We start from the raw sequence: 18,080 nt of genomic DNA, 5'->3' as shown, positions 1-18,080 counted from the left end.
GTGGCCGACGGTGGTCGATGGTGTGGCGGGTACGGGCGGTGCCGGGACGGGTGGCGAGCCGGAGTCCTCGGACAGTCTGCGGACGTTCGGGGCGGTCGTCCAGGCCCTGCGGGAGCATGCCGGGTTGAGCCGGGAGGAGTTCGGGGGCCTGGTGGGGCTGTCCAAACACACCGTGGCGTCGGTGGAGTTGGGGAGGCGGATGCCAGATCCGCGGTTCGCGGAACGGGCCGAGGGAGTGCTGGGCAACACGGGCGCCTTACAGCGGGCGGCGCAGCATCTGGCCCGGCAGCCGGGGCTGGCGGCGTGGTTTCGGCGGTGGGCGCAGTTGGAGGCCACGGCGATCACGTTGTACACGTACGAATGCCGGTTGATTCCCGGACTGTTGCAGACGGAGGCGTACGCGCGGACGTTGTTCACGAACCAACTCCCACCGCTGAGCGACGAACAGATCGAGGCGCAGTGGGTGGCGCGGGCGGAGCGCCAACGGCTGCTGCGGGAACGGCCGAATACGGCGTTCGGCTTCATTCTGGAAGAGCATCTGTTCCGACGGCACACGGGCGGGGTGGAGGTCACGCGGGAGCTCATCGACCACGTGCTGGAGATCGCCCGACTGCGCAACGTGGACATCCAGATGATGCCGACCGAGCAGGAGACCCACGCGGGGTTGGACGGTCCCATGCGGCTGCTGGAGACTCCGGAGAACAAGTGGTTCGCCTACTGCGAGGGGCAGGAAAGCGGCCAGTTCATCGCTGACCCAAAGGTGGTCAGCATGCTCCAGATGCGGTATGTCAGGATGCGCTCGCAGGCTCTCACTCTCAAGGACTCGATGAGCCTGTTGCAGCGGATTCGAGGAGAGCTATGAGCACCAGCGAACTGGCCTGGTTCAAGAGCAGTTACAGCGGCGGTTCTGGCGATGACTGCGTCGAAGTAGCCCTCGCCTGGCACAAGTCCAGCTACAGCAGCAGCGGTTCTGGCGACTGCGTCGAGATCGCCACCTGCCCCCGCACCGTCCACGTCCGCGACTCCAAGGACAAACAAGGGCCTCAGCTCGCCCTCTCCCCCACTGCCTGGGATGACTTCCTCACGCACGTCACGAAGTGACCGTCGGGCCGCCCGCCCGGCGGGCGGCCCCCGGGCTCACTTGCGCGGGCACTCCTTCCAGGCCAGGTGATAGATCGTGCTGATGTCACCGTCGGTCGAGTCCATGGTCATGAAGCTGACCTTGTCGGGAGACGTCGACCCCGCGCTGACCCGCAGCTCCGTGTTGATGTTGAAGTTGCGCTGGACTCCGCAGGGCGCCCACACCAGTTGGGCCCACTCGGTGCTGTCGGTGGCCTGCCAGTTGTCGTTGTACGGGCCGCTGAAGGGGTGGGTGCGGTACTCCGTGTTCGGGGAGCCCTGGAAGTAGTACGAGGCCCGCTGCGTGCCGCGGGCGCCGGACTGGAGGGCGGCGAAGCCGCGGTAGTCGGCGCCGGCGACGGCGTACGTGAAGCCCTGCGGGACGTGGACGATCAGGCTGAGCTGGCAGTTCTTGCGGAACGCCGTGGGGTCGGAGCCGCCGCCGGCCTGGGCGAGGTAGTCGCTGTAGGTCACCGTGAAGGCGGTGTTGTCCCCGGAGACGGCGACGGCGGCGGTGCCCTGCGGGCAGCCGGAGCCGTTCACCGTGGCGACCTTGATGACGATCCGGTCCGGGGGCGGGTCGTCGAACCCGTCGGCGGGGTGCTGCGCGGGCAGCACCGAGGTGAGGAGCGCGGCGATCGCGCCGCTCAGGAACAGGCCACCGGCCATGGTTCTCCCATCCGTTGCATGGGGGGTGTGCACGTGCCGTGTACATCCTGTGCGCGTCATGCGCATGCCAGAACGTACGCCCCGTCCCCTCCCCGCACAGATGGCTCTCCGGCCATTCACAGCCGCACATCCGGGCGTGAAACGCACGGGCGTCCGGCGCCACGCGCACCGGGATTCGGCCGTCACCGCGCGGACGTACACAATGGCCCGGTGATGAACGGCGCGTGAACCCCCGCCGTTCGTCACCGGGCACGCCGCACAGCACAGGCAACAGGAGGCGCTCCCTTGGAGCTGACCAGACGTACATTCAGCGCCCTCGCCGGCACCACCGTGCTCGGTCTCACGCTCGGCGGCGGCAGCATCGGTACGGCGCACCCCTCCGACGCCGGCCTCGGCGTGCTCACCGGCCCGCCCCCGCCGCCGCCCACCGCCGACGGGCGCCGGCACCAGGTCGGCTTCGACCGCAGCTCGCTGCTGGTGGACGGCCGCCGGCTGCTGCTGTGGCCGGGCGAACTGCACGCGTTCCGGCTGCCGAGCCCGTCGCTGTGGCGGGACGTGCTCCAGCGGATGCGGGCGCACGGATACAACGCGGTCAGCGTCCCCGTCCCCTGGAACCAGCACTGCCCCGCACCCGGCCGCCACGACTTCACCGGCGTGCGGGACCTGGACCTGCTGCTGCGCACGGCGGCCGAGGAGCACCTGTACGTGATCCTGCGGCCCGGGCCGTACCTCGGCGGGGACGGCCTCGACGCCGGCGGCCTCCCCGGGTGGCTGACGGCGGCCGAGGCGCGGGCCCGGACCACCGACCCGGGCTATCTGCGGCACGCCGACGCCTGGTTGACGGCGGTCGACGCCGTGGCCGCCCGGCACCTGTACACCCGCGGGGGCGGCACGGTCCTGCTCTACGAGCTGGAGGACGCTCCGGACTCGGCGTACCGGACCCGGCTGCGCCGCAAGGTGCGCGCCGACGGCATCGACGTCCCCCTGGTGCGGGGGTACGCCGAGCGGCGGCCGACGCACGGTGCGGCCGACGAGCGGCAGCAGCGGCTGGCACGGCTGGCCGAGGGCGGCGCGCGTCCCAACGTCTCGCTGGCGTTCGGCGGCACCTCGTGGGGCTGGCTGCCCGCGGCCGGCGCCACCGCGGCGCACGGGGCCGGGGCCGCCATTGACGCGGGACGGCAGCCGACGGACGAGCTGGCCGTCACCCACCAGCTCGGGCACCTGCTGCGCCACGTCCCGGACCTGGCGCGGCTGGACCGGGCGCCCGAGGTGCGGGCGTCGGACGAGCGGCTGGCCGTCACCCACCTGGCCAACCCCGACACCGGCGCCCATGTGTACGTGCTGCGCAACGACGCCGACACGGCCGTCTCCGCAAGGCTGCCGGGCACCGCCGTCGAGACGCCGGTCACCCTGCCGGCCGGGGACGCCCGGCTGCTCGTCACCGGGCTGACCATGGGCGGGCGGCGGAAGCTGGCCTACGCCACCGTCCAGCCCATGGCGTTCCTGACCGCCGGGCGCTGGGACATCGCCGTGTTCACGGGCCGGCGCGGCGAGACGGCGCACGTCGTGCTGGACTGCCCCAGCGATCCGCAGCCCACGCGGCTGGACCGGGAGGCGGCCTGGGCGTACGAGCGCGGCCGGCTGCATGTGACCGCGCCGCTCGGCGAGGGGGGACTGACCCGGGTCCGGGTCGAGGGCGGCGGATCGGACCGGACGCTGCTGCTGCTCTTCGCCGACGACGACACCTCGCTGCGCCTGTGGCCGTGCACGGTCCCGTCGGGCACGTTCCTCGTCTACGGCCCGGCGCTGCTGCGCTCCGCCGCCGTGCGCGAGGGCACCGTCGTGCTCACCGGCGACGTCGTCGACGACCTCGGGGTGGAGGTGTGGGGCCCGCACGGCGCCACACAGGTCAGCTGGAACGGCGGCGTGCTCCGCGACAAGCGCGGCCTGGACGGGAGCATGACGGCCGAACGCCGGCCGCAGGCCGCGCCGTCCCTGGTGCTGCCCGTGCTCGGCGGCTGGCGGCGGCGGACGGAGAACCCGGAGTCCGCGCCGGGCTTCGACGACGGGGACTGGACGGTCGCGGACAAACGGACGTCGGCCGGCCCGACGCCCGTGCCCGGTCACCAGCCCGTGCTGTTCGCCGACGACTACGGCTTCCACTACGGCGACGTCTGGTACCGGGGGCGCCTGACGAACGCCGCGGGTGTGGAGTCGGTGTCCCTGACCTGGGGTGCGGGCACCGGTGGTGTGCTGATGGCCTGGCTGGACGGCGAGCCGCTGGGCACCCGCCGGATGCCGGAGGCCGACGACGCCGCCGCCGGGCGGCGCACCCGGACGGCGACGGCCCGCTTCCCCGTGCCGGCGCGGCTGCGCGGGCGGCTGCGGGCGGGCGGCGCCACCGGGACGCCGGTGCTCTCCGTGCTGGTCCGGCCCATGGGGCACAGCGCCGAGGCCGACGCCCGCGGCACCCACAAGACGGCGCGCGGGCTGATCGGCGCGAGCTTCGAGGGAGCGGTGCCGGAAGTGCGGTGGCGGTTGCAGGGGGCCGCCGGGCCCGACCCGGTGCGCGGGCCGCTCAACAACGGCGGCCTGTACGGGGAGCGGCACGGCTGGCATCTGCCGGGCCACGACGACGGCGGCTGGGAGGCCGTCACGCTGCCGCGCGCCGACCGGCGGCAGGGCGTCACCTGGTACCGGACCGCCTTCCGGCTGGAGGTCCCTCCGGACGTGGACGCCTCGATCGGGCTCGCCCTCGCCGACGACCCGGGCCGGGCCTACCGGGTCCAGGTCTTCCTCAACGGCTGGAACCTGGGGCAGTACGTGAACGGGGGCGGCCCGCCGCACACCTTCGCGCTGCCGGGCGGCCTGCTGCGCACCCGCGGTGCCGCCAACACCCTGGCGCTGGCCGTCCTGGCCGACGGCGACACGCCGGCCGGGCCGGGTGAGGTACGGCTGAAACTGCTGGGCGCGGCGGCCGGAGGAGTACCGGTGACACCGGTGGACTCCCCCGGCCGCTAGGTGTGCTGTCCGGGGACGTTGGTACCGCCTACGCCAGCCGGATCACGTTCCAGGACAGCGGTTCCAGGACGGCGTGCAGCACGCCCTCGCGCAGCTCCGTGCCCTCGACCGGGTGCGGGGTGACCCGGTCGGGCTCGGCGAGGGTGTTGCGGGCGTCGGGGTCGGCATCGGCGAGGGCGCTGTGCTCCACCACCCGGCCGAGGTCCAGTCCGTTCAGGGCCACCTGGAGAGGCAGCGGTTCGGTGCGGCCGCGGTTGACGGCGAAGACGGTCACCGTGCCGTCGTCGGCGCGGACGGCGGTGGCGTGCAGGAGGTCGGCCTCGCCGTACTTCTTCGTCTCGTACGTCGGTGAGTCCACCCGGACGTCGAGGACCTGGCCGCGGCCGTACCGCGAGGCCTGGGCGAAGGGGAAGAACGTCGTCTGCCGCCAGGCCGGGCCGCCCGGCTCGGTCATGATCGGGGCGATGACGTTGACGAGCTGGGCGAGGCAGGCGACGGTGACGCGGTCGGCGTGCCGGAGCAGGGCGATGAGCAGCGAGCCGAAGACGACCGCGTCGGTGACGCTGTAGTTGTCCTCCAGCAGCCGGGGCGCCTCGGGCCAGTCCAGCGCGCTGACCTCGGCGTCGGTCCGGGACAGGTACCAGACGTTCCACTCGTCGAAGGAGAGGTTGATCTTCTTCTTGGACTTCAGGCGGGCACCGACGTGGTCGCAGGTGGCGACGACGTTCTCGATGAAGGACTCCATGTCCACGGCGGAGGCGAGGAAGGAGTCGACGTCGCCGTCGAGCGGCTCGTAGTAGGCGTGCAGGGAGATGTAGTCGACGAGGTCGTAGGTCTCCTTGAGGACCGTCGCCTCCCACTCGGCGAAGGTGGGCATCGACTGGCCCGAGCTGCCGCAGGCGACGAGTTCGACGGACGGGTCGATCTGGCGCATGGCGCGGGCGGTCTCGGCGGCGACGCGGCCGTACTCCTCGGCGGTCTTGTGGCCGGTCTGCCAGGGGCCGTCCATCTCGTTGCCCAGGCACCACAGCCTGATGCCGAAGGGGTCCTTGTCGCCGTGCGAGATGCGGCGCTCGGAGAGTTCGGTGCCGGCGGGGTGGTTGGCGTACTCCTGGAGTTCGATGGCCTCCGCGACGCCCCGGGTGCCGAGGTTGACGGCCATCATCGGCTCGGCCTGGGGGCCGACCTTCTTCAGGAAGGCGATGAACTCGGAGAGGCCGAAGCGGTTGGACTCCGTGGTGCGCCAGGCCAGGTCGAGCCGGCGGGGCCTTTCCTCCACGGGGCCGACGGAGTCCTCCCACTTGTAGCCCGAGACGAAGTTGCCTCCCGGGTAGCGGATGGCCGTGACGCCCAGTTCGCGGACGAGGTCCAGGACGTCCTGGCGCAGGCCCGCCTCGTCGGCGGTGGGGTGGTCCGGTTCGTAGATGCCGGTGTAGACGCAGCGGCCGAGGTGTTCCACGAACGAGCCGAAGAGGCGGGGGTTGACCTCGGCGACGGCGAAGGCGGGGTCGAGGGTGAAGCGGGCGGTTCGCATGGGGTCCTTTCGGTGCGTTTTTCGGTGCGGGTTCGTCGTGGTCACTCGCGCAGTTCCCCGCGCCCCTGGCGGACGACGGGCCAGCCGTCCTTCTTCCAGTCCAAGGGGTTCAGCCCGAGCTTGGGCGTGCCCTCGTCCTCGGCGTCGTAGTAGTGGTACGCCAGCCAGTCCTCGCCCCGGTCCTTGAAGACGGACTGGCCGCCGGTGCCGATGTAGCGGCCGTGGCCCTCCAGGAGGAGGTCGCCGCCGCCCTCCAGCATCGGTTTGCCGGTGCTGTCGACGTACGGGCCGGTGACCGAAGTCGAGCGGCCGACGCGGATCTTGTAGGTGCTGTCCACGCCCGAGCAGCAGGCGTCGTAGGAGGCGAAGAGGTAGTAGTGGCGGCCGTGCTTGACGATCGCCGGGCCTTCGACGGCGTACGGCTCGTCCGGGCGGGTCGCCAGGTGGTGGACCGTGGCGCCGTCGGCCGCCTTGCCCGTGCGCGGGTCCAGTTCGACCATGCGGATGCCCGACCAGTACGAGCCGAAGGACATCCACAACGTGCCGTCGGCCTTGACGACCGCCGGGTCGATGGCGTTGTACGGGTCGGTCGTCTCGGAGGAGAAGACCTTGCCGTGGTCGGTCCAGGTGCCGGGCAGGCCGGTGCGGGAGGTGGCCACGCCGATCGCGGAGTGGTTGCTGCCCCAGGAGGAGACGGCGTAGTAGAGCCAGTAGCGGCCGTCGCGCCAGGAGAGGTCGGGGGCCCACGGGTCGGCGGTGTCGTTGTACTCGTACCACCAGCCCGGCGGCTCGGCGAAGGCGTTGCCCGCGTCGTCCCAATGCTTGCCGTCCTCGGAGAGGCGGGCGCCGATGATGCCGCCGGTGGAGTAGGCGACGTAGCCGCCGGACTTCAGCCGCATGACGGTGGGGTCGTGGATGATCTGCTGGCCGGTGACGGGGCGCGGGTCCGGGTAGCTCTCGGCCGCCTGGGCCGCGTGGGGCAGCAGGGTCAGGACCGTGGCCGTCGCCGCGGCGGTGAGGAGTGTGCGCATGGTCACTGTCCTGCCAATCCCGTGTGGGCGACGCCCGCCACGATCTGCCGCTGGAAGAAGACGAAGACGATGATCAGGGGCAGGCCCGCCATCAGGCCGCCGGCCATGAGCTGGGCCCACTGGATGCCGTAGGAGTTCATGACGGTCGCGATGCCGTTCGGCATGGTCATCAGGTCGGGGTTGTTGGTCACCATGTAGGGCCACAGGAAGTTGTTCCACGAGCTGATGAAGGTGAAGATGCCGACCGCCGCGAGGGAGGGGCGGGACAGCGGCAGGATGATCGTGAAGAACACCCGCCAGCGGCCCGCGCCGTCGATGAAGGCGGCCTCCTCCAGTTCGCGCGGGATGCCCTGGAAGAACTTGTAGAGGATGTAGACCATCGCGGCGGGCGCGCACTGGGGCAGGATCATGCCCCAGTAGGTGTCGACCATGCCCATCTGCTGGACGGTGGTGAACAGCGGGACGCCGAGCACGGCCGGGGAGACCATGAGTCCCGCCATCACCACGCCCATCAGGACGCCCTTGCCGCGGAACTCGGTGCGGGCGAAGCCGTATCCGGCGAGCGCGGCCACGGCCAGCACGACGGCGGTGACGCAGACGGAGACGACCAGGGAGTTCACGAGCCAGTTGGTGAGGTTGCCGGTCTCGAAGATGCCCGACCAGGCCTGGCCGGTCCAGTCCTCGGGCAGCCAGTGCGGCGGCACCTCGACGGCCTCGGTCTCGGACTTCAGCGAGGTGAACAGGGCCCAGGCGAGCGGCGAGAGGAACACGGCGGAGACGGCGGCGCCGAGCAGGGTGAGCGCGATCTGGCTGGGTGTCCAGGGCCGGCGCGGCCTGACGCGGATCTGTGCGGCGGTGGTCATCGGCCGCCCTCCTCACGGTTGCGCAGCAGCCACATCCGCGCGAGCGCGACGGCCGCGATGAGCACGAAGAAGATGATGGAGATCGCGGAGGCGTAGCCCACGCGGTAGCTGGTGAAGCCCTGTTCGAGGGTGTACTGCACGAAGGTGCGGGTCGACTCCTCCGGTCCCGGGCCGAAGTCCTGCATGACGACGGCCTGGTCGAAGACCTGGAGCGAGGCGAGGATCTGCAGGGCGACGACGAGTCCGGTGATGTTGCGCAGCATCGGCAGGGTGATGTGGACGATGCGGTGCCAGGCGTTCGCGCCGTCCAGCTTGGCCGCCTCGTAGAGGTGCGCGGGGATGCCCTGGAGGGCGGCGAGGTAGAGCAGGAAGCTGAAGCCGACCGTCCACCACAGGGTGCAGACGACGATGGCGAGCAGGGCGTAGGACTTGTCGGTCAGCCACGGTGTGTCGATGCCGAAGACGTGGTTGATCATGCCGGTGCCCGGGTTGAACAGCCACTGCCACAGGTTGGCCGCGACGGTGGACGGCAGCAGGAACGGCATGAAGAAGCACAGCCGCCACAGCCACTTCCCGCGCTCGATGTGGTGGGCCAGCATCGCGAGGAGGAAGGCGAGGGCCGTGAGGCAGGGCACGACGAGCAGCGTGAACAAGGCGCTGTGGCCGAGCGAGTCCCACATCAGCGGGTCGCCGAGGGCCTCGCGGTAGTTGTCGAGGCCGACGAAGCTCGTGCCCTCGCCGGAGATGTTGGCGTCCGTGAAGCTGAGGTAGAGGCCGCGCAGCAGCGGCCAGATCACGAACAGCGCGAACAGCGCGAGGAACGGGGCGATGAACCAGCCGCCGTGCTGGAGGCCCTGTCTGCGGCGGACGGGGGCGCTCCGGGCGGCGGCCGCCCTGGCACGCACCGGGGGGATGACGGTCTCGGCACTGGTCGTCGTCATGTGGCCGCACCTCCCTGCGCGGCGGTCCTGCCGTCCATGGGGTTCTTGGCGGCGAGCAGCCGGGTGAGCATGCTCTTCATCCGACCGGCCGCGGCCTGGGGCCTGGCGGAGCCCGTCGTCGAGGAGACGACGATCGGGCCGACCCGCTGGGCGAGGATGCCGGTGGAGCCGGCGAACCACACCTTCGGCTCGGTGGCCTGGTGGTCCATCGCCGAGGCGTACTCGCTCTGCGGGGTCAGCTTCCGGTAGGCGTCCGTGGACAGGGTCGGCGTGTAGGCGGGGATGTGCCCGCCGGCGGCCCACTGCCGGGCGTGCCGTACGACGTAGGCGGCGAGCCGGTGCGCGGCCTCGTTGGTGGCGCCGCCGCGGCCGGCCTGGTGCGGGAGCACGAAGGCGTGCGACTCGGCGTGGGTGGCCGGCTTGCCGAAGACGGGCGGCAGCGGGGTCGCTCCGTAGTCGATCTTCGCGTTGTCGAAGACCGGCACCGACCAGTTGCCCTCCCAGGCGAACGGGGAGCCGTTGACGAACTGCTCGGCGCCCGCGCCGCCCCCGAAGTTCGGGTTGGCGTATCCGTCGGTGATGTGCCGCCGCAGGAACTCCAGGACCTGGACCGCCTTGCCGGTGTCGAAGGTGACCTCGGTGTTGGCCTCGTTGAACCAGGTGCCGCCGAGCTGGGTGTAGAAGGCGACGAAGAACCACCACTGGAAGTTCTGGTCGTTGTGCCACAGGCCGATGGTCTGCAGCCCCTTCTTGGTGGCCTTCCTGGCCTCCTTCAGCATGGCGAACCACTCGTCGGTCGACGTCGCGGTCACCATCCGCCCGTCGGCGTCGAGCAGGCCCGCCCGCTTCAGCACGTCCTTGCGGTAGAAGCAGAGCTGGACGTGGATGTCGAGCGGCAGGGCGTAGAGCTTGCCGTCGATCACGGCGCGTTTCCACAGCTCGGGGTTGAAGTCCGCTTCCTTCACGCCGTACTTCGCGAGCAGGCCGACGTCCCAGGGGTCCAGGAGACGGCCCGGCGAGAAGCCGGTGACGCGGCCCAGGTGCATGACGCCGAGTTCCGGTGCGCGGCTGCCCGCCGCCGCCATGGCGAGCTTGGTGTAGAAGGGGCTGCCCCACTGGAGCGTGGAATCCTTCACCGCGATGTCCGGGTGCTCCGCGCGGAAGGCGTCCAGCATCGCGATCATGTTGTAACCGTCGCCGCCGCTGAAGAGGTTCCAGAAGCGCACACGGGTGTCCGCGCCGGTGGCCAGCGCGTCGGCCCCGGCCCCGAGCGCCGCGAAGCCGAAGCTGCCCGCGACCGTGAGGCCGCTCGCCGCGGTCAGTAGTTGCCTGCGATTCAGGCCAGGTCGTCCCATGCCCTGCCCATCTGTTGCGAGATCCGTGTTCCGTCATCACTGTTCGATATCTCGGATGACGCTCGTAACTTCGAACGGGACCGTAGATTCGCGGGCCCCGCCCGTCAATGGGTTGCGCAGGACTTTCCAGCGCGTACGCTCGACAACGCCGCGGACCGGCGGTGAGAAGGGGGCGCGATGGGCGGATTCCTCAGCGGGTTCTACACCGACTTCTGGTGGGTCCCGGCCACCGTCCTGGCCTCCGCCCTCGCCATCAAACTGCCCACCATCATCCGGTTCTGGAGCGACCCGCTGCTGCGCGCCGTCGGCGGACTGCTGCTGCTCGCCTGCGCCGTGTTCGTCTTCGTCGCGCCCTCGACGATCGCCTGGGTCAACCGCGTGACGGGCGTGCCCAACATCTCCGCGCCCTGGGTGTACTCCCTGCTGACCGCGTTCTGCGGTTCCTGTCTGCTGCTCATCATCGCCTGGCGCAACGGCCTGTCCGACCGCTCGGCCGCGACCCGCCGCGCCCGGCGCTGGGTCGTCTCCGGCTACGCGGGCGTCATCGTCGCCCTGTGGGTGCTCTTCGCCCTCGCCGACGCGTCCGTGGAACGGCTCCAGGACCTGGACACGTACTACGCCACCGAGCCGTTCATGCGGGAGCTGATCCTGCTCTACCTGCTCGCGCACACCACGGCCGTGCTCATCACCTCCAAGCTGATCTGGAACTGGATCCGCACCGACGGCCTCGACGCCTGGCTGCGCTGGGGCCTGAAGTTCCTCGGTCTCGGCTACGCGATGAACCTGGTCTTCGCCGCCGCCAAGCTCACCGCCGTCGTCGCCCGCTGGACGGGCGGCGATCTGGACCGGCTCAACACCGACGTCGCCCCGCCGGTGGCCTGTCTGTCCGCGGTCCTCATCGCGATCGGCTTCATCCTGCCGCACGCCGGCCAATATCTGCACGAGCGCTGGCGGTTGCGGCTCGCCCACCGCGAACTGCGCCCGCTGTACGCGCTGATGCGCACCGTCCAGGGCGGCGGCGTGCCGTTCGTGCTGCGCTCCAGCCCCGAACTGCGGCTGACCCGCCGCGAGACGTTCATCCGCGACGCGCTGCTGCCGCTGGCCCGCGGTCTGGACGAGGAACTGCGCCGCCGCTGCTACGCCGCCGCCCGCGGCCTGGGCTTCGCCCCGGACCGGGCGAGGGCGCTGGCCGCGGCGGTCGCCGTCCTGGACGCCGTGGACGCCCGGCAGCGGCCGGGCACCGGCGGGGCCGCCGGCGACCCCGACACCACCGAGCTGCTGCGGGAGATCGGCGCCCTGTCCCGGGCACTGCGCCGCCCCGACGACATCCGCGCGGTGCGCACCCGCGCCGAGGCTCAGAAGGGCAACGTTCCGGTCGCCGACTGAACCGGAGGTGGCTCCGAGGACGTTTGTCTTGGCATATTGCACGGGTGACCGCGCAACCAGGCGAGCAAGGGGAGAACGGTGCGTACGAGCAGGCAGATGCGTCGCCTCGCTGACGCTCTCATCGACCCCATCCGGGTACCGATCCCCGCGGACCCCGAGGTCCTGTTCGAGGCACTGGTGGAGTCCGTCGCCGCGTGGCGGGGCCGGGAGATCGTGGTGCGCCGCGAGACCTTCCCGCCGCACACCGCCAGCGGGCTCTGGCTGGAGGGCGAGACGCACGACGTCGTGGTGGTCGACCGGCGGGCCGCCGTGTGGCACCAGATCGTGATCCTCTGCCACGAGGTGTGGCACATGAACCGCCGCCAGGCGGACGCCCCGGCCCCTCCCGCCGCCCCGGGCGCCCCCCGGCCGGTCGCGGCCCGCACCGACTTCAGCCTGGCCGAGGAGCAGGAGGCGGACCGCTTCGGCATGCTGATGGGCCGCCGGCTGCGCACCTGGCTGGAGGCCTCGGAGGACTCCGTGTACGCCGCGCGGGGCAACGACACCCAGGGGCTGGCGGGCCGCATCGGGGCCGCGCTCAACTACCGCGGGACCCGCGGATGAGCGGCCTGGTCAACTACGTCAGCTGCGCCGCGCTGTGGCTCGGCCTGCTGGTGAAGGCACCGGACCTGATACGTCACCGCGGCGACCCCTACCTGCGGGCCATCTGCGCGGTGCTGGCCCTGGCCGGGCTGTGCTTCTTCCTCGGCGCCCCGCCGACGGTCGGCACCGTCAACCGCCTCACCGGCGCCCCCAACCTCGCGGCGCCGCTGACGTACGCCTCGATCACCGCCTACAGCGCCGCGAGCCAGGTGCTGATCGTCTACTGGCGGGGCGGGCCGCGGGTGCACCGGACCGCCCGCCGCTGGGTCGTCGGCTACGTCTGCGTCGTCATCGGCATCGCGACGACGTTCGCCCTCGGCGACGCTCCGGTGGAGCGCCGCACCGACTTCGACACGTACTACGCGACCACGCCGTACATCGCCCACATGATCGTGCTGTACCTGGTCGGCCATCTCGCCGCCGTCGGCGTCACCACCGTGTCGGCGCTGCGCTGGGCCCGGCAGGTGCGCGGCCCGCTCCGGGTCGGTCTGACCGTCCTCGGCATCGGCACGCTGTGCAACGCCGGGTACAGCGTCGCCAAGCTCGTCGCCGTGGGCGCCCACTGGAGCGGCCGGGACTGGTCGGTGCTGGCCACCGGTGTCTCCCCGGCCGCGGCCGGACTGGGCGCGCTGATCACCGTCACCGGTGTGCTGATCCCGCTGGCCGGGCCGCATCTGGCGGACTGGCGGCGGGCCCGGCGGATGTACACTCGCCTGGCGCCGCTGGAGCGCGAGCTGTCCGGCGTCCTGACCGCCCGGTCGCTGCGGCTGCCCCGCCCCCGCTTCGCCTCCCCCACCACCCGTCTGATGTGGCGCCAGACGAGCATCCACAACGCCCTGAGCTACCTGGACGCCCATCTGGACCGGTCCCTGTACGAGCGGACCCGTCAGGCCGTGCTGCGCGAGACGGACGATCCGGACCGGGCCGAGGCGGCCGCCTGGGCGGCGATCGTCGCCACCGCCGTCCCGGAGGCGGCCGCACGGCCCGCCGTCACCGGGGTGGCACGCGGCGGGGGCGAGCCCCCGCCGCTGCCGGTGCCCGGGCCCGGCGTGCTGGCACAGGTCGCCGACGCGCTGAACGGTTCCGCACGCGCCGCCCGGGAGCGCGGCGCCGCCACCCCCACGGGCGCCGCGTGAACCGGGCGCCGACCGAACGGAGTCCACGGGCATGAGCCTCGTCGTGTATCTGGCGGCCCTCGTGTTCGGCCTGGCCTGCGTCGTGCTGTTCCGCCGGCCCCGGCTGGCCGTCAGCGACCCGTTGACCCTGTCCACCTGCGCGGCGATCGTCCTCGGCGCCCTCGTCTTCGTCTGCTCGGCTCCGCTCACCCTGGCCGCCGTCAACGACTGGACCGGCGTACCGAACTTCGGCGCCCCCCTGACCTACGGCATGCTCTCGGCGTACAGCTGCTCGCTGGTCGTCCTGCTGATCAACTGGCGGGGCGGCCCCCGGGAGCGGGTCCGGCGCCGGGTGCTGCGCACCATGGCCGCCTACGCGCTGCTGATCGTCGCCGTCGTCGTGCTGTTCGCCCTCGCGGACGCGCGCACCGAGCGGCTCACCGACCTCGACACCTACTACGCGAACACGCCGTACATGCGGGAGATGATCCTGCTCTACCTGGTCGGGCACAGCGCCGCACTGGTGATGATGTGCGCGGTGTGCGTCAAGTGGAGCCGCGAGGTGACCGGGCTGCTGCGGACCGGGCTGCGGCTGATCCTGACCGGGTGCCTGCTGGACGTGGTGGGCTTCCAGCTGACCAAGTACCTGGCCATCGTGGCCCGTTGGTCCGGGCACGACCTGGACTTCCTGTCCACGGTGATCGCCCCGCCGATGGCCTCGCTCGGCGCGCTCACCTGCTCGGCCGGCTTCGTGCTGCCCCGGCTGCTGCCCGCGGCCGTCGCCCACTGGCGCGGGCTGGGCGACTACCGGCGCCTCGGTCCGCTGTGGGCCCTGCTGCGGTTCGTGTCGACCGCGCCGAAGCCGCCGGTCTCCTGGTGGCAGTCGCCGCGGGAGCGGTTGCAGTGGCGCGAGGTCTCCATCCACGACGCCCTGCTGGCGCTGGCCCCGTACTTCGACGACCGGGTGCGCGAGCGCGAGCGGGAGGCCGCGCTGCGGGCGGGCCGCTCCGCGCACCAGGCCCGGCTGGCCGCGGAGGCGGCGATGCTCGCCGACGCCGCGCGCCGCGTCGCCGCGCGGGAGGCGCCGCTGGACTCGCCGAGCACCCACCGGCTGCACGCCACGGAGGTCTCCGGACCCAGTGGCCTGGTGGAGTTGGCGGAGGCGCTGGCCGCATCACCTGCCGCGAGCGCCGTATGTGAAGGTACGGTGAGGGCCGCCCACGGCTGGAACCAGGGCTGACCGCCGGCACTGGCAAACCCGAGGAGTCCCATGCCCGTTAGAGCTGTCGTCATCGGTGCCGGTCTGGCCGGCCTGCTGGCCGCGGCGGCGCTGTCCACCGCCGTCGACGAGGTGATCGTGCTGGAGCGCGACGACCTGCCCGACGGCCCCGAGCACCGCCGGGGCGTGCCGCAGGGCCGCCACGCGCACCTGCTGATGGCCGGCGGCATGGAGGCCATGGAGGAACTGCTGCCGGGCGGCGGCCTGCGCAAGCAGTTGCTGGCCGCCGGTGCCCATGAGGTCTCCTTGGGGCAGGGCATGGTGGCACTGACCCCGGACGGCTGGTTCCGGCGCTGGCGGCACCCGGGGCCCGCCATGCTGACGTGCAGTCGGGCGCTGCTGGACTGGGTGGTGCGGGAAGCCGTCCGGCCGCTCGCCGGGGTCGCGATACGCCGGGCCGGTGCCGTGGGGCTCACCGGCGGGGCGGACCGGGTCACCGGGGTCAGGATCGCGGCCGGCTCCGGGGAGGAGCGGCTCGCCGCCGACCTCGTCGTGGACGCCGGCGGACGCGGTTCGCGTTTCCTCACCTGGCTCGGGGAGCTGGGGGTGTCCGGCATCCGCGCGCGGAGCGTGGACTCCGGCCTGGTCAACGCCACCCGCATCTACCGCGTGCCCGAGGGCGCTGAAACCTTTCCGCTGACGGTCCTGCAGCCCGATCCGTACGCCTGCCGGCCCGGCCGCAGCGGCATGGTGCTGCCGATCGAGGGCGGCCGCTGGATGGTGAGCCTGGCCGGCACCCGGGGCGCGGAGCCGCCGGCCGACCCGGACGGCTTCCTGCGCTACACCCTCCGGCTGCCGCACCCGATCGTGGGCCGGCTGATCTCCGGTGCGGAGCCGCTCACCGACGTGCACGTCAGCCGCAGCACCAGCAACCTCCGGCGGTACGCGGAGCGGGCCCGGCGGTGGCCCGAGGGATTCGTCGTGCTCGGGGACGCGCTGGCCACCTTCAACCCCGCCTACGGGCAGGGCATGTCGGTGGCGGCGCTCGGCGCGCGGGTCCTCGCCCGGGAGGTGCGGCGCACCGGGCCCGCCGCGCCCGGTCTCGCGCGCCGGGTGCAGCGCGGGGCGGCCCGGCCGGTGGAGGCGGCCTGGGCCGCGGCCGTCGGCCAGGACGTCATGTACCCGGGGGTGCGCGGCGGGCGGCCGGGCCCCGCGGACCATCTCGCCGCCGCGTACACGCGCCGGCTGACGAAAGCGGCGACCGGCTGCTACCCGGCCGCCGCCGCGCTGTGGGACGTGACCAGCCTGCGCTCGGGCCCGGGGCGGGTGCTGCGCCCGGACGCCCTGCTGGCCACGCTGAGCGGACCGGCCCTGCCCCCGGCCGCCGAGCCGCCGCTGACGCAGGGCGAGCGGGAGATCCTGCGGGCGCTGGAGCGGGCAGCGGGCTGAGCCCGGGGTCAGCCCGCGAACGCGGGCTGCGGCAGCCCCCGGCCCGCGCCCGGCACCACCAGCAGGCAGCCGGCCAGCGGGTGCGGTGCCGCCAGGCCCGTACGGGCGGTGGTGAGGTACAGGTCGGTCAGGTCCGCGCCGCCGAACGCGCAGGCCGTGACGCGCGGCACCGGCAGGTCGATCACCCGGTCGAGCCGGCCGTCGGGCGTGTAGCGGCGGACCGCGGCGCCGTCCCACAGGGCGACCCACACACAGCCGTCGGCGTCCACGGTGAGGCCGTCCGGGAACCCGGCGCCCTCCTCGATCCCGGCCAGGGTGCGGCGCCCGCCGATCCGTCCCTCGTCCGCGTCGTAGTCGAAGACGTCGATGCGGCGGGTCGGCGAGTCGACGTAGTACATCAGCCGGCCGTCGGGGCTCCAGCCGGTGCCGTTGCTGACCGCCACGTCGTCCAGCACCACGCGGGCGGTGCCGTCGCCGGTGACCCGGCCGAGGGTGCCGCCGCCCGGCGCCTCGTCGTAGCGCATGGTGCCGGCCCACAGGCTGCCGTCGGGCGCGACGGCGGCGTCGTTGCCCCGGCGGCCGGGGACGGGGTCGTGCAGCAGCGGGCGGAAGGTGCCGTCGGGGTCGACCAGGCCGATGCCGTCGCGCAGGTTGAGGACCAGCCCGCCGCCGGTGCGCGGCTTGGCGGCGCCCACGTGCTGCTCGGTGGTGCGCACCGTGCGGCGGCCGTCGGCCGGGTCGTAGGTGTGCACCCGGCAGCCGAGGATGTCCACCCAGATCAGCCAGCCGGCGTCCGCGTCCCAGGTCGGCCCCTCGCCGAGCGCCGCCTCGGCCCGTACCGCCACCTCGTAGCTCATACCGCGCTCCGGTGGCCGAGGCGCTCGGACAGCTCGGCGGCGCCCTTGACGGCGAGCTGCTCCAGCTCGGCGCGGCGCGCCTCGCTCCAGCGGATCATGGGCACCGAGATGGACAGCGCGGCGACCACCCGTCCGGTGCGGTCGCGCACCGGCGCGGCCACGCAGCTGACGTCCGGGTTGGACTCGCGGCTCTCGACGGCGATGCCCCGCTGCCGGATCTCCGCCAGGGCCTCCCGCAGGGCGGCCGGGTCGGTGATGCTGTTCGGGGTCATCGCGGCCAGCCCGGCGCCGTCGGGGACCCGGGCGGCCAGTTCCCGCTCCGGGAGGGAGGCCAGCAGCATCTTGCCGACGGAGGTGCAGTGGGCGGGCAGCCGGCGGCCGGCCGCGGAGACCATGCGCACGGCGTGCGTGGAGTCGACCTTGGCGATGTAGATGACGTCGGTGTCCTCGAGTATCGCCACGTGCACGGTCTCGTCGCAGGTCTCGGCGACGGACCGGGCGACCTGCTGTCCCTCGGCGGCGAGGTCCAGGTGCTCGGCGTAACGGGCGCCGAGCTGGTACGGGCGGACGCCGAGCCGGTAGCGTCCGGGCTGCCCGGACACCGGGACGATGTACTTCCGGGCGGCGAGCGTGGTGACCAGCTCGTGCACGGTGGTGCGGGGCAGCTGGAGCTTGCGCACGATGTCGGGGGCGGAGAGCGTGCCGTCCCCGTCGAGGAAGAGCTCGAGAATGTCGAGAGCCCGGGTCACGGCAGGTACGAGGCGTCCCACGGTCCGGCCCCCTTCCTGAGTCCCAGCCTGTGTTCGAAATTTCAACAGGCGATCGACATGACGAACACAGGCTAGTCACACCGACCTCTGCGGGCAATGGTGCGTGACT

At 72.6% G+C, this 18,080-nt stretch carries 16 protein-coding genes; 8 read left to right on the top strand and 8 right to left on the bottom strand.

Annotation, left to right across the window (positions count from 1 at the left end; translation table 11 throughout):
* Nucleotides 1-10 precede the first annotated feature (10 nt).
* Both ACLGIH_RS23765 and ACLGIH_RS23760 read left to right on the top strand, forming a co-directional pair.
* Nucleotides 11-862, top strand: a complete 852-nt coding sequence (locus tag ACLGIH_RS23765) for a helix-turn-helix domain-containing protein (RefSeq protein WP_416527295.1) — start codon at nt 11-13, stop codon at nt 860-862.
* On the top strand, nt 859-1,101 hold the full coding sequence (locus tag ACLGIH_RS23760; protein ID WP_416527294.1) for a DUF397 domain-containing protein: 243 nt from the start codon (nt 859-861) through the stop codon (nt 1,099-1,101). The genes ACLGIH_RS23765 and ACLGIH_RS23760 overlap by 4 nt, the downstream gene beginning before the upstream one ends.
* Nucleotides 1,102-1,137: 36 nt before the next feature.
* Here ACLGIH_RS23760 and ACLGIH_RS23755 read toward each other — a convergent pair whose 3' ends face one another.
* Complete coding sequence (locus ACLGIH_RS23755) at nt 1,138-1,788, bottom strand: DUF4360 domain-containing protein (protein WP_416527293.1); 651 nt, start codon at nt 1,786-1,788, stop codon at nt 1,138-1,140.
* Nucleotides 1,789-2,073: 285 nt separating this feature from the next.
* Between ACLGIH_RS23755 and ACLGIH_RS23750 the strand changes: the two genes are divergently transcribed.
* Nucleotides 2,074-4,809, top strand: coding sequence for a beta-galactosidase (locus ACLGIH_RS23750; protein WP_416527292.1), 2,736 nt, complete (start codon nt 2,074-2,076; stop codon nt 4,807-4,809).
* A gap of 28 nt (nt 4,810-4,837) precedes the next feature.
* Here the strand turns inward: ACLGIH_RS23750 and arfA are convergent, their stop codons facing one another.
* From arfA to ACLGIH_RS23725, 5 genes are read right to left on the bottom strand one after another with little or no spacing between them, the layout of a single operon-like run.
* Nucleotides 4,838-6,343, bottom strand: a complete 1,506-nt coding sequence (gene arfA / locus ACLGIH_RS23745) for an arabinosylfuranosidase ArfA (protein ID WP_416527291.1) — start codon at nt 6,341-6,343, stop codon at nt 4,838-4,840.
* Between the two features lie 41 nt (nt 6,344-6,384).
* On the bottom strand, nt 6,385-7,374 hold the full coding sequence (locus tag ACLGIH_RS23740) for an arabinan endo-1,5-alpha-L-arabinosidase (protein WP_416527290.1): 990 nt from the start codon (nt 7,372-7,374) through the stop codon (nt 6,385-6,387).
* Between the two features lie 2 nt (nt 7,375-7,376).
* The gene (locus ACLGIH_RS23735) at nt 7,377-8,237 is read right to left on the bottom strand and encodes a carbohydrate ABC transporter permease (protein WP_416527289.1); all 861 of its coding nucleotides are present in this window, start codon (nt 8,235-8,237) and stop codon (nt 7,377-7,379) included.
* Complete coding sequence (locus ACLGIH_RS23730) at nt 8,234-9,178, bottom strand: carbohydrate ABC transporter permease (protein WP_416527288.1); 945 nt, start codon at nt 9,176-9,178, stop codon at nt 8,234-8,236. The genes ACLGIH_RS23735 and ACLGIH_RS23730 overlap by 4 nt, the downstream gene beginning before the upstream one ends.
* Entirely contained in the window at nt 9,175-10,533 is a 1,359-nt protein-coding gene (locus ACLGIH_RS23725; RefSeq protein WP_416527287.1) for an extracellular solute-binding protein, read from the bottom strand. The genes ACLGIH_RS23730 and ACLGIH_RS23725 overlap by 4 nt, the downstream gene beginning before the upstream one ends.
* A 177-nt stretch (nt 10,534-10,710) precedes the next feature.
* Here ACLGIH_RS23725 and ACLGIH_RS23720 point away from each other — a divergent pair, with 177 nt between their 5' ends.
* The 5 genes from ACLGIH_RS23720 (at nt 10,711) to ACLGIH_RS23700 (ending at nt 16,344) form a co-directional block, all read left to right on the top strand.
* Nucleotides 10,711-11,919: an MAB_1171c family putative transporter gene (locus ACLGIH_RS23720; RefSeq protein WP_416527286.1), complete on the top strand. Its 1,209-nt coding sequence runs from the start codon at nt 10,711-10,713 to the stop codon at nt 11,917-11,919.
* Between the two features lie 96 nt (nt 11,920-12,015).
* Complete coding sequence (locus ACLGIH_RS23715) at nt 12,016-12,522, top strand: toxin (protein WP_416527285.1); 507 nt, start codon at nt 12,016-12,018, stop codon at nt 12,520-12,522.
* Nucleotides 12,519-13,697: an MAB_1171c family putative transporter gene (locus ACLGIH_RS23710; protein ID WP_416527284.1), complete on the top strand. Its 1,179-nt coding sequence runs from the start codon at nt 12,519-12,521 to the stop codon at nt 13,695-13,697. Before ACLGIH_RS23715 ends, ACLGIH_RS23710 begins: the two co-directional genes overlap by 4 nt.
* Before the next feature lie 31 nt (nt 13,698-13,728).
* Complete coding sequence (locus tag ACLGIH_RS23705; RefSeq protein ID WP_416527283.1) at nt 13,729-14,916, top strand: MAB_1171c family putative transporter; 1,188 nt, start codon at nt 13,729-13,731, stop codon at nt 14,914-14,916.
* 30 nt (nt 14,917-14,946) lie between these two features.
* Nucleotides 14,947-16,344, top strand: a complete 1,398-nt coding sequence (locus ACLGIH_RS23700; protein WP_416527282.1) for an FAD-dependent oxidoreductase — start codon at nt 14,947-14,949, stop codon at nt 16,342-16,344.
* 8 nt (nt 16,345-16,352) lie between these two features.
* Here ACLGIH_RS23700 and ACLGIH_RS23695 read toward each other — a convergent pair whose 3' ends face one another.
* Nucleotides 16,353-17,201 (bottom strand): SMP-30/gluconolactonase/LRE family protein, encoded by an 849-nt coding sequence (locus ACLGIH_RS23695; protein WP_416527281.1) that lies wholly within the window; start codon nt 17,199-17,201, stop codon nt 16,353-16,355.
* Nucleotides 17,198-17,971 (bottom strand): IclR family transcriptional regulator, encoded by a 774-nt coding sequence (locus ACLGIH_RS23690; RefSeq protein WP_416527280.1) that lies wholly within the window; start codon nt 17,969-17,971, stop codon nt 17,198-17,200. Before ACLGIH_RS23690 ends, ACLGIH_RS23695 begins: the two co-directional genes overlap by 4 nt.
* Nucleotides 17,972-18,080 lie beyond the last annotated feature (109 nt).

The organism is Streptomyces hamibioticus (assembly GCF_047946815.1).
GTDB lineage: Bacteria > Actinomycetota > Actinomycetes > Streptomycetales > Streptomycetaceae > Streptomyces.
Note: the sequence above shows the minus strand (reverse complement) of the source record. Positions and strands in the feature narration are given on the sequence as shown.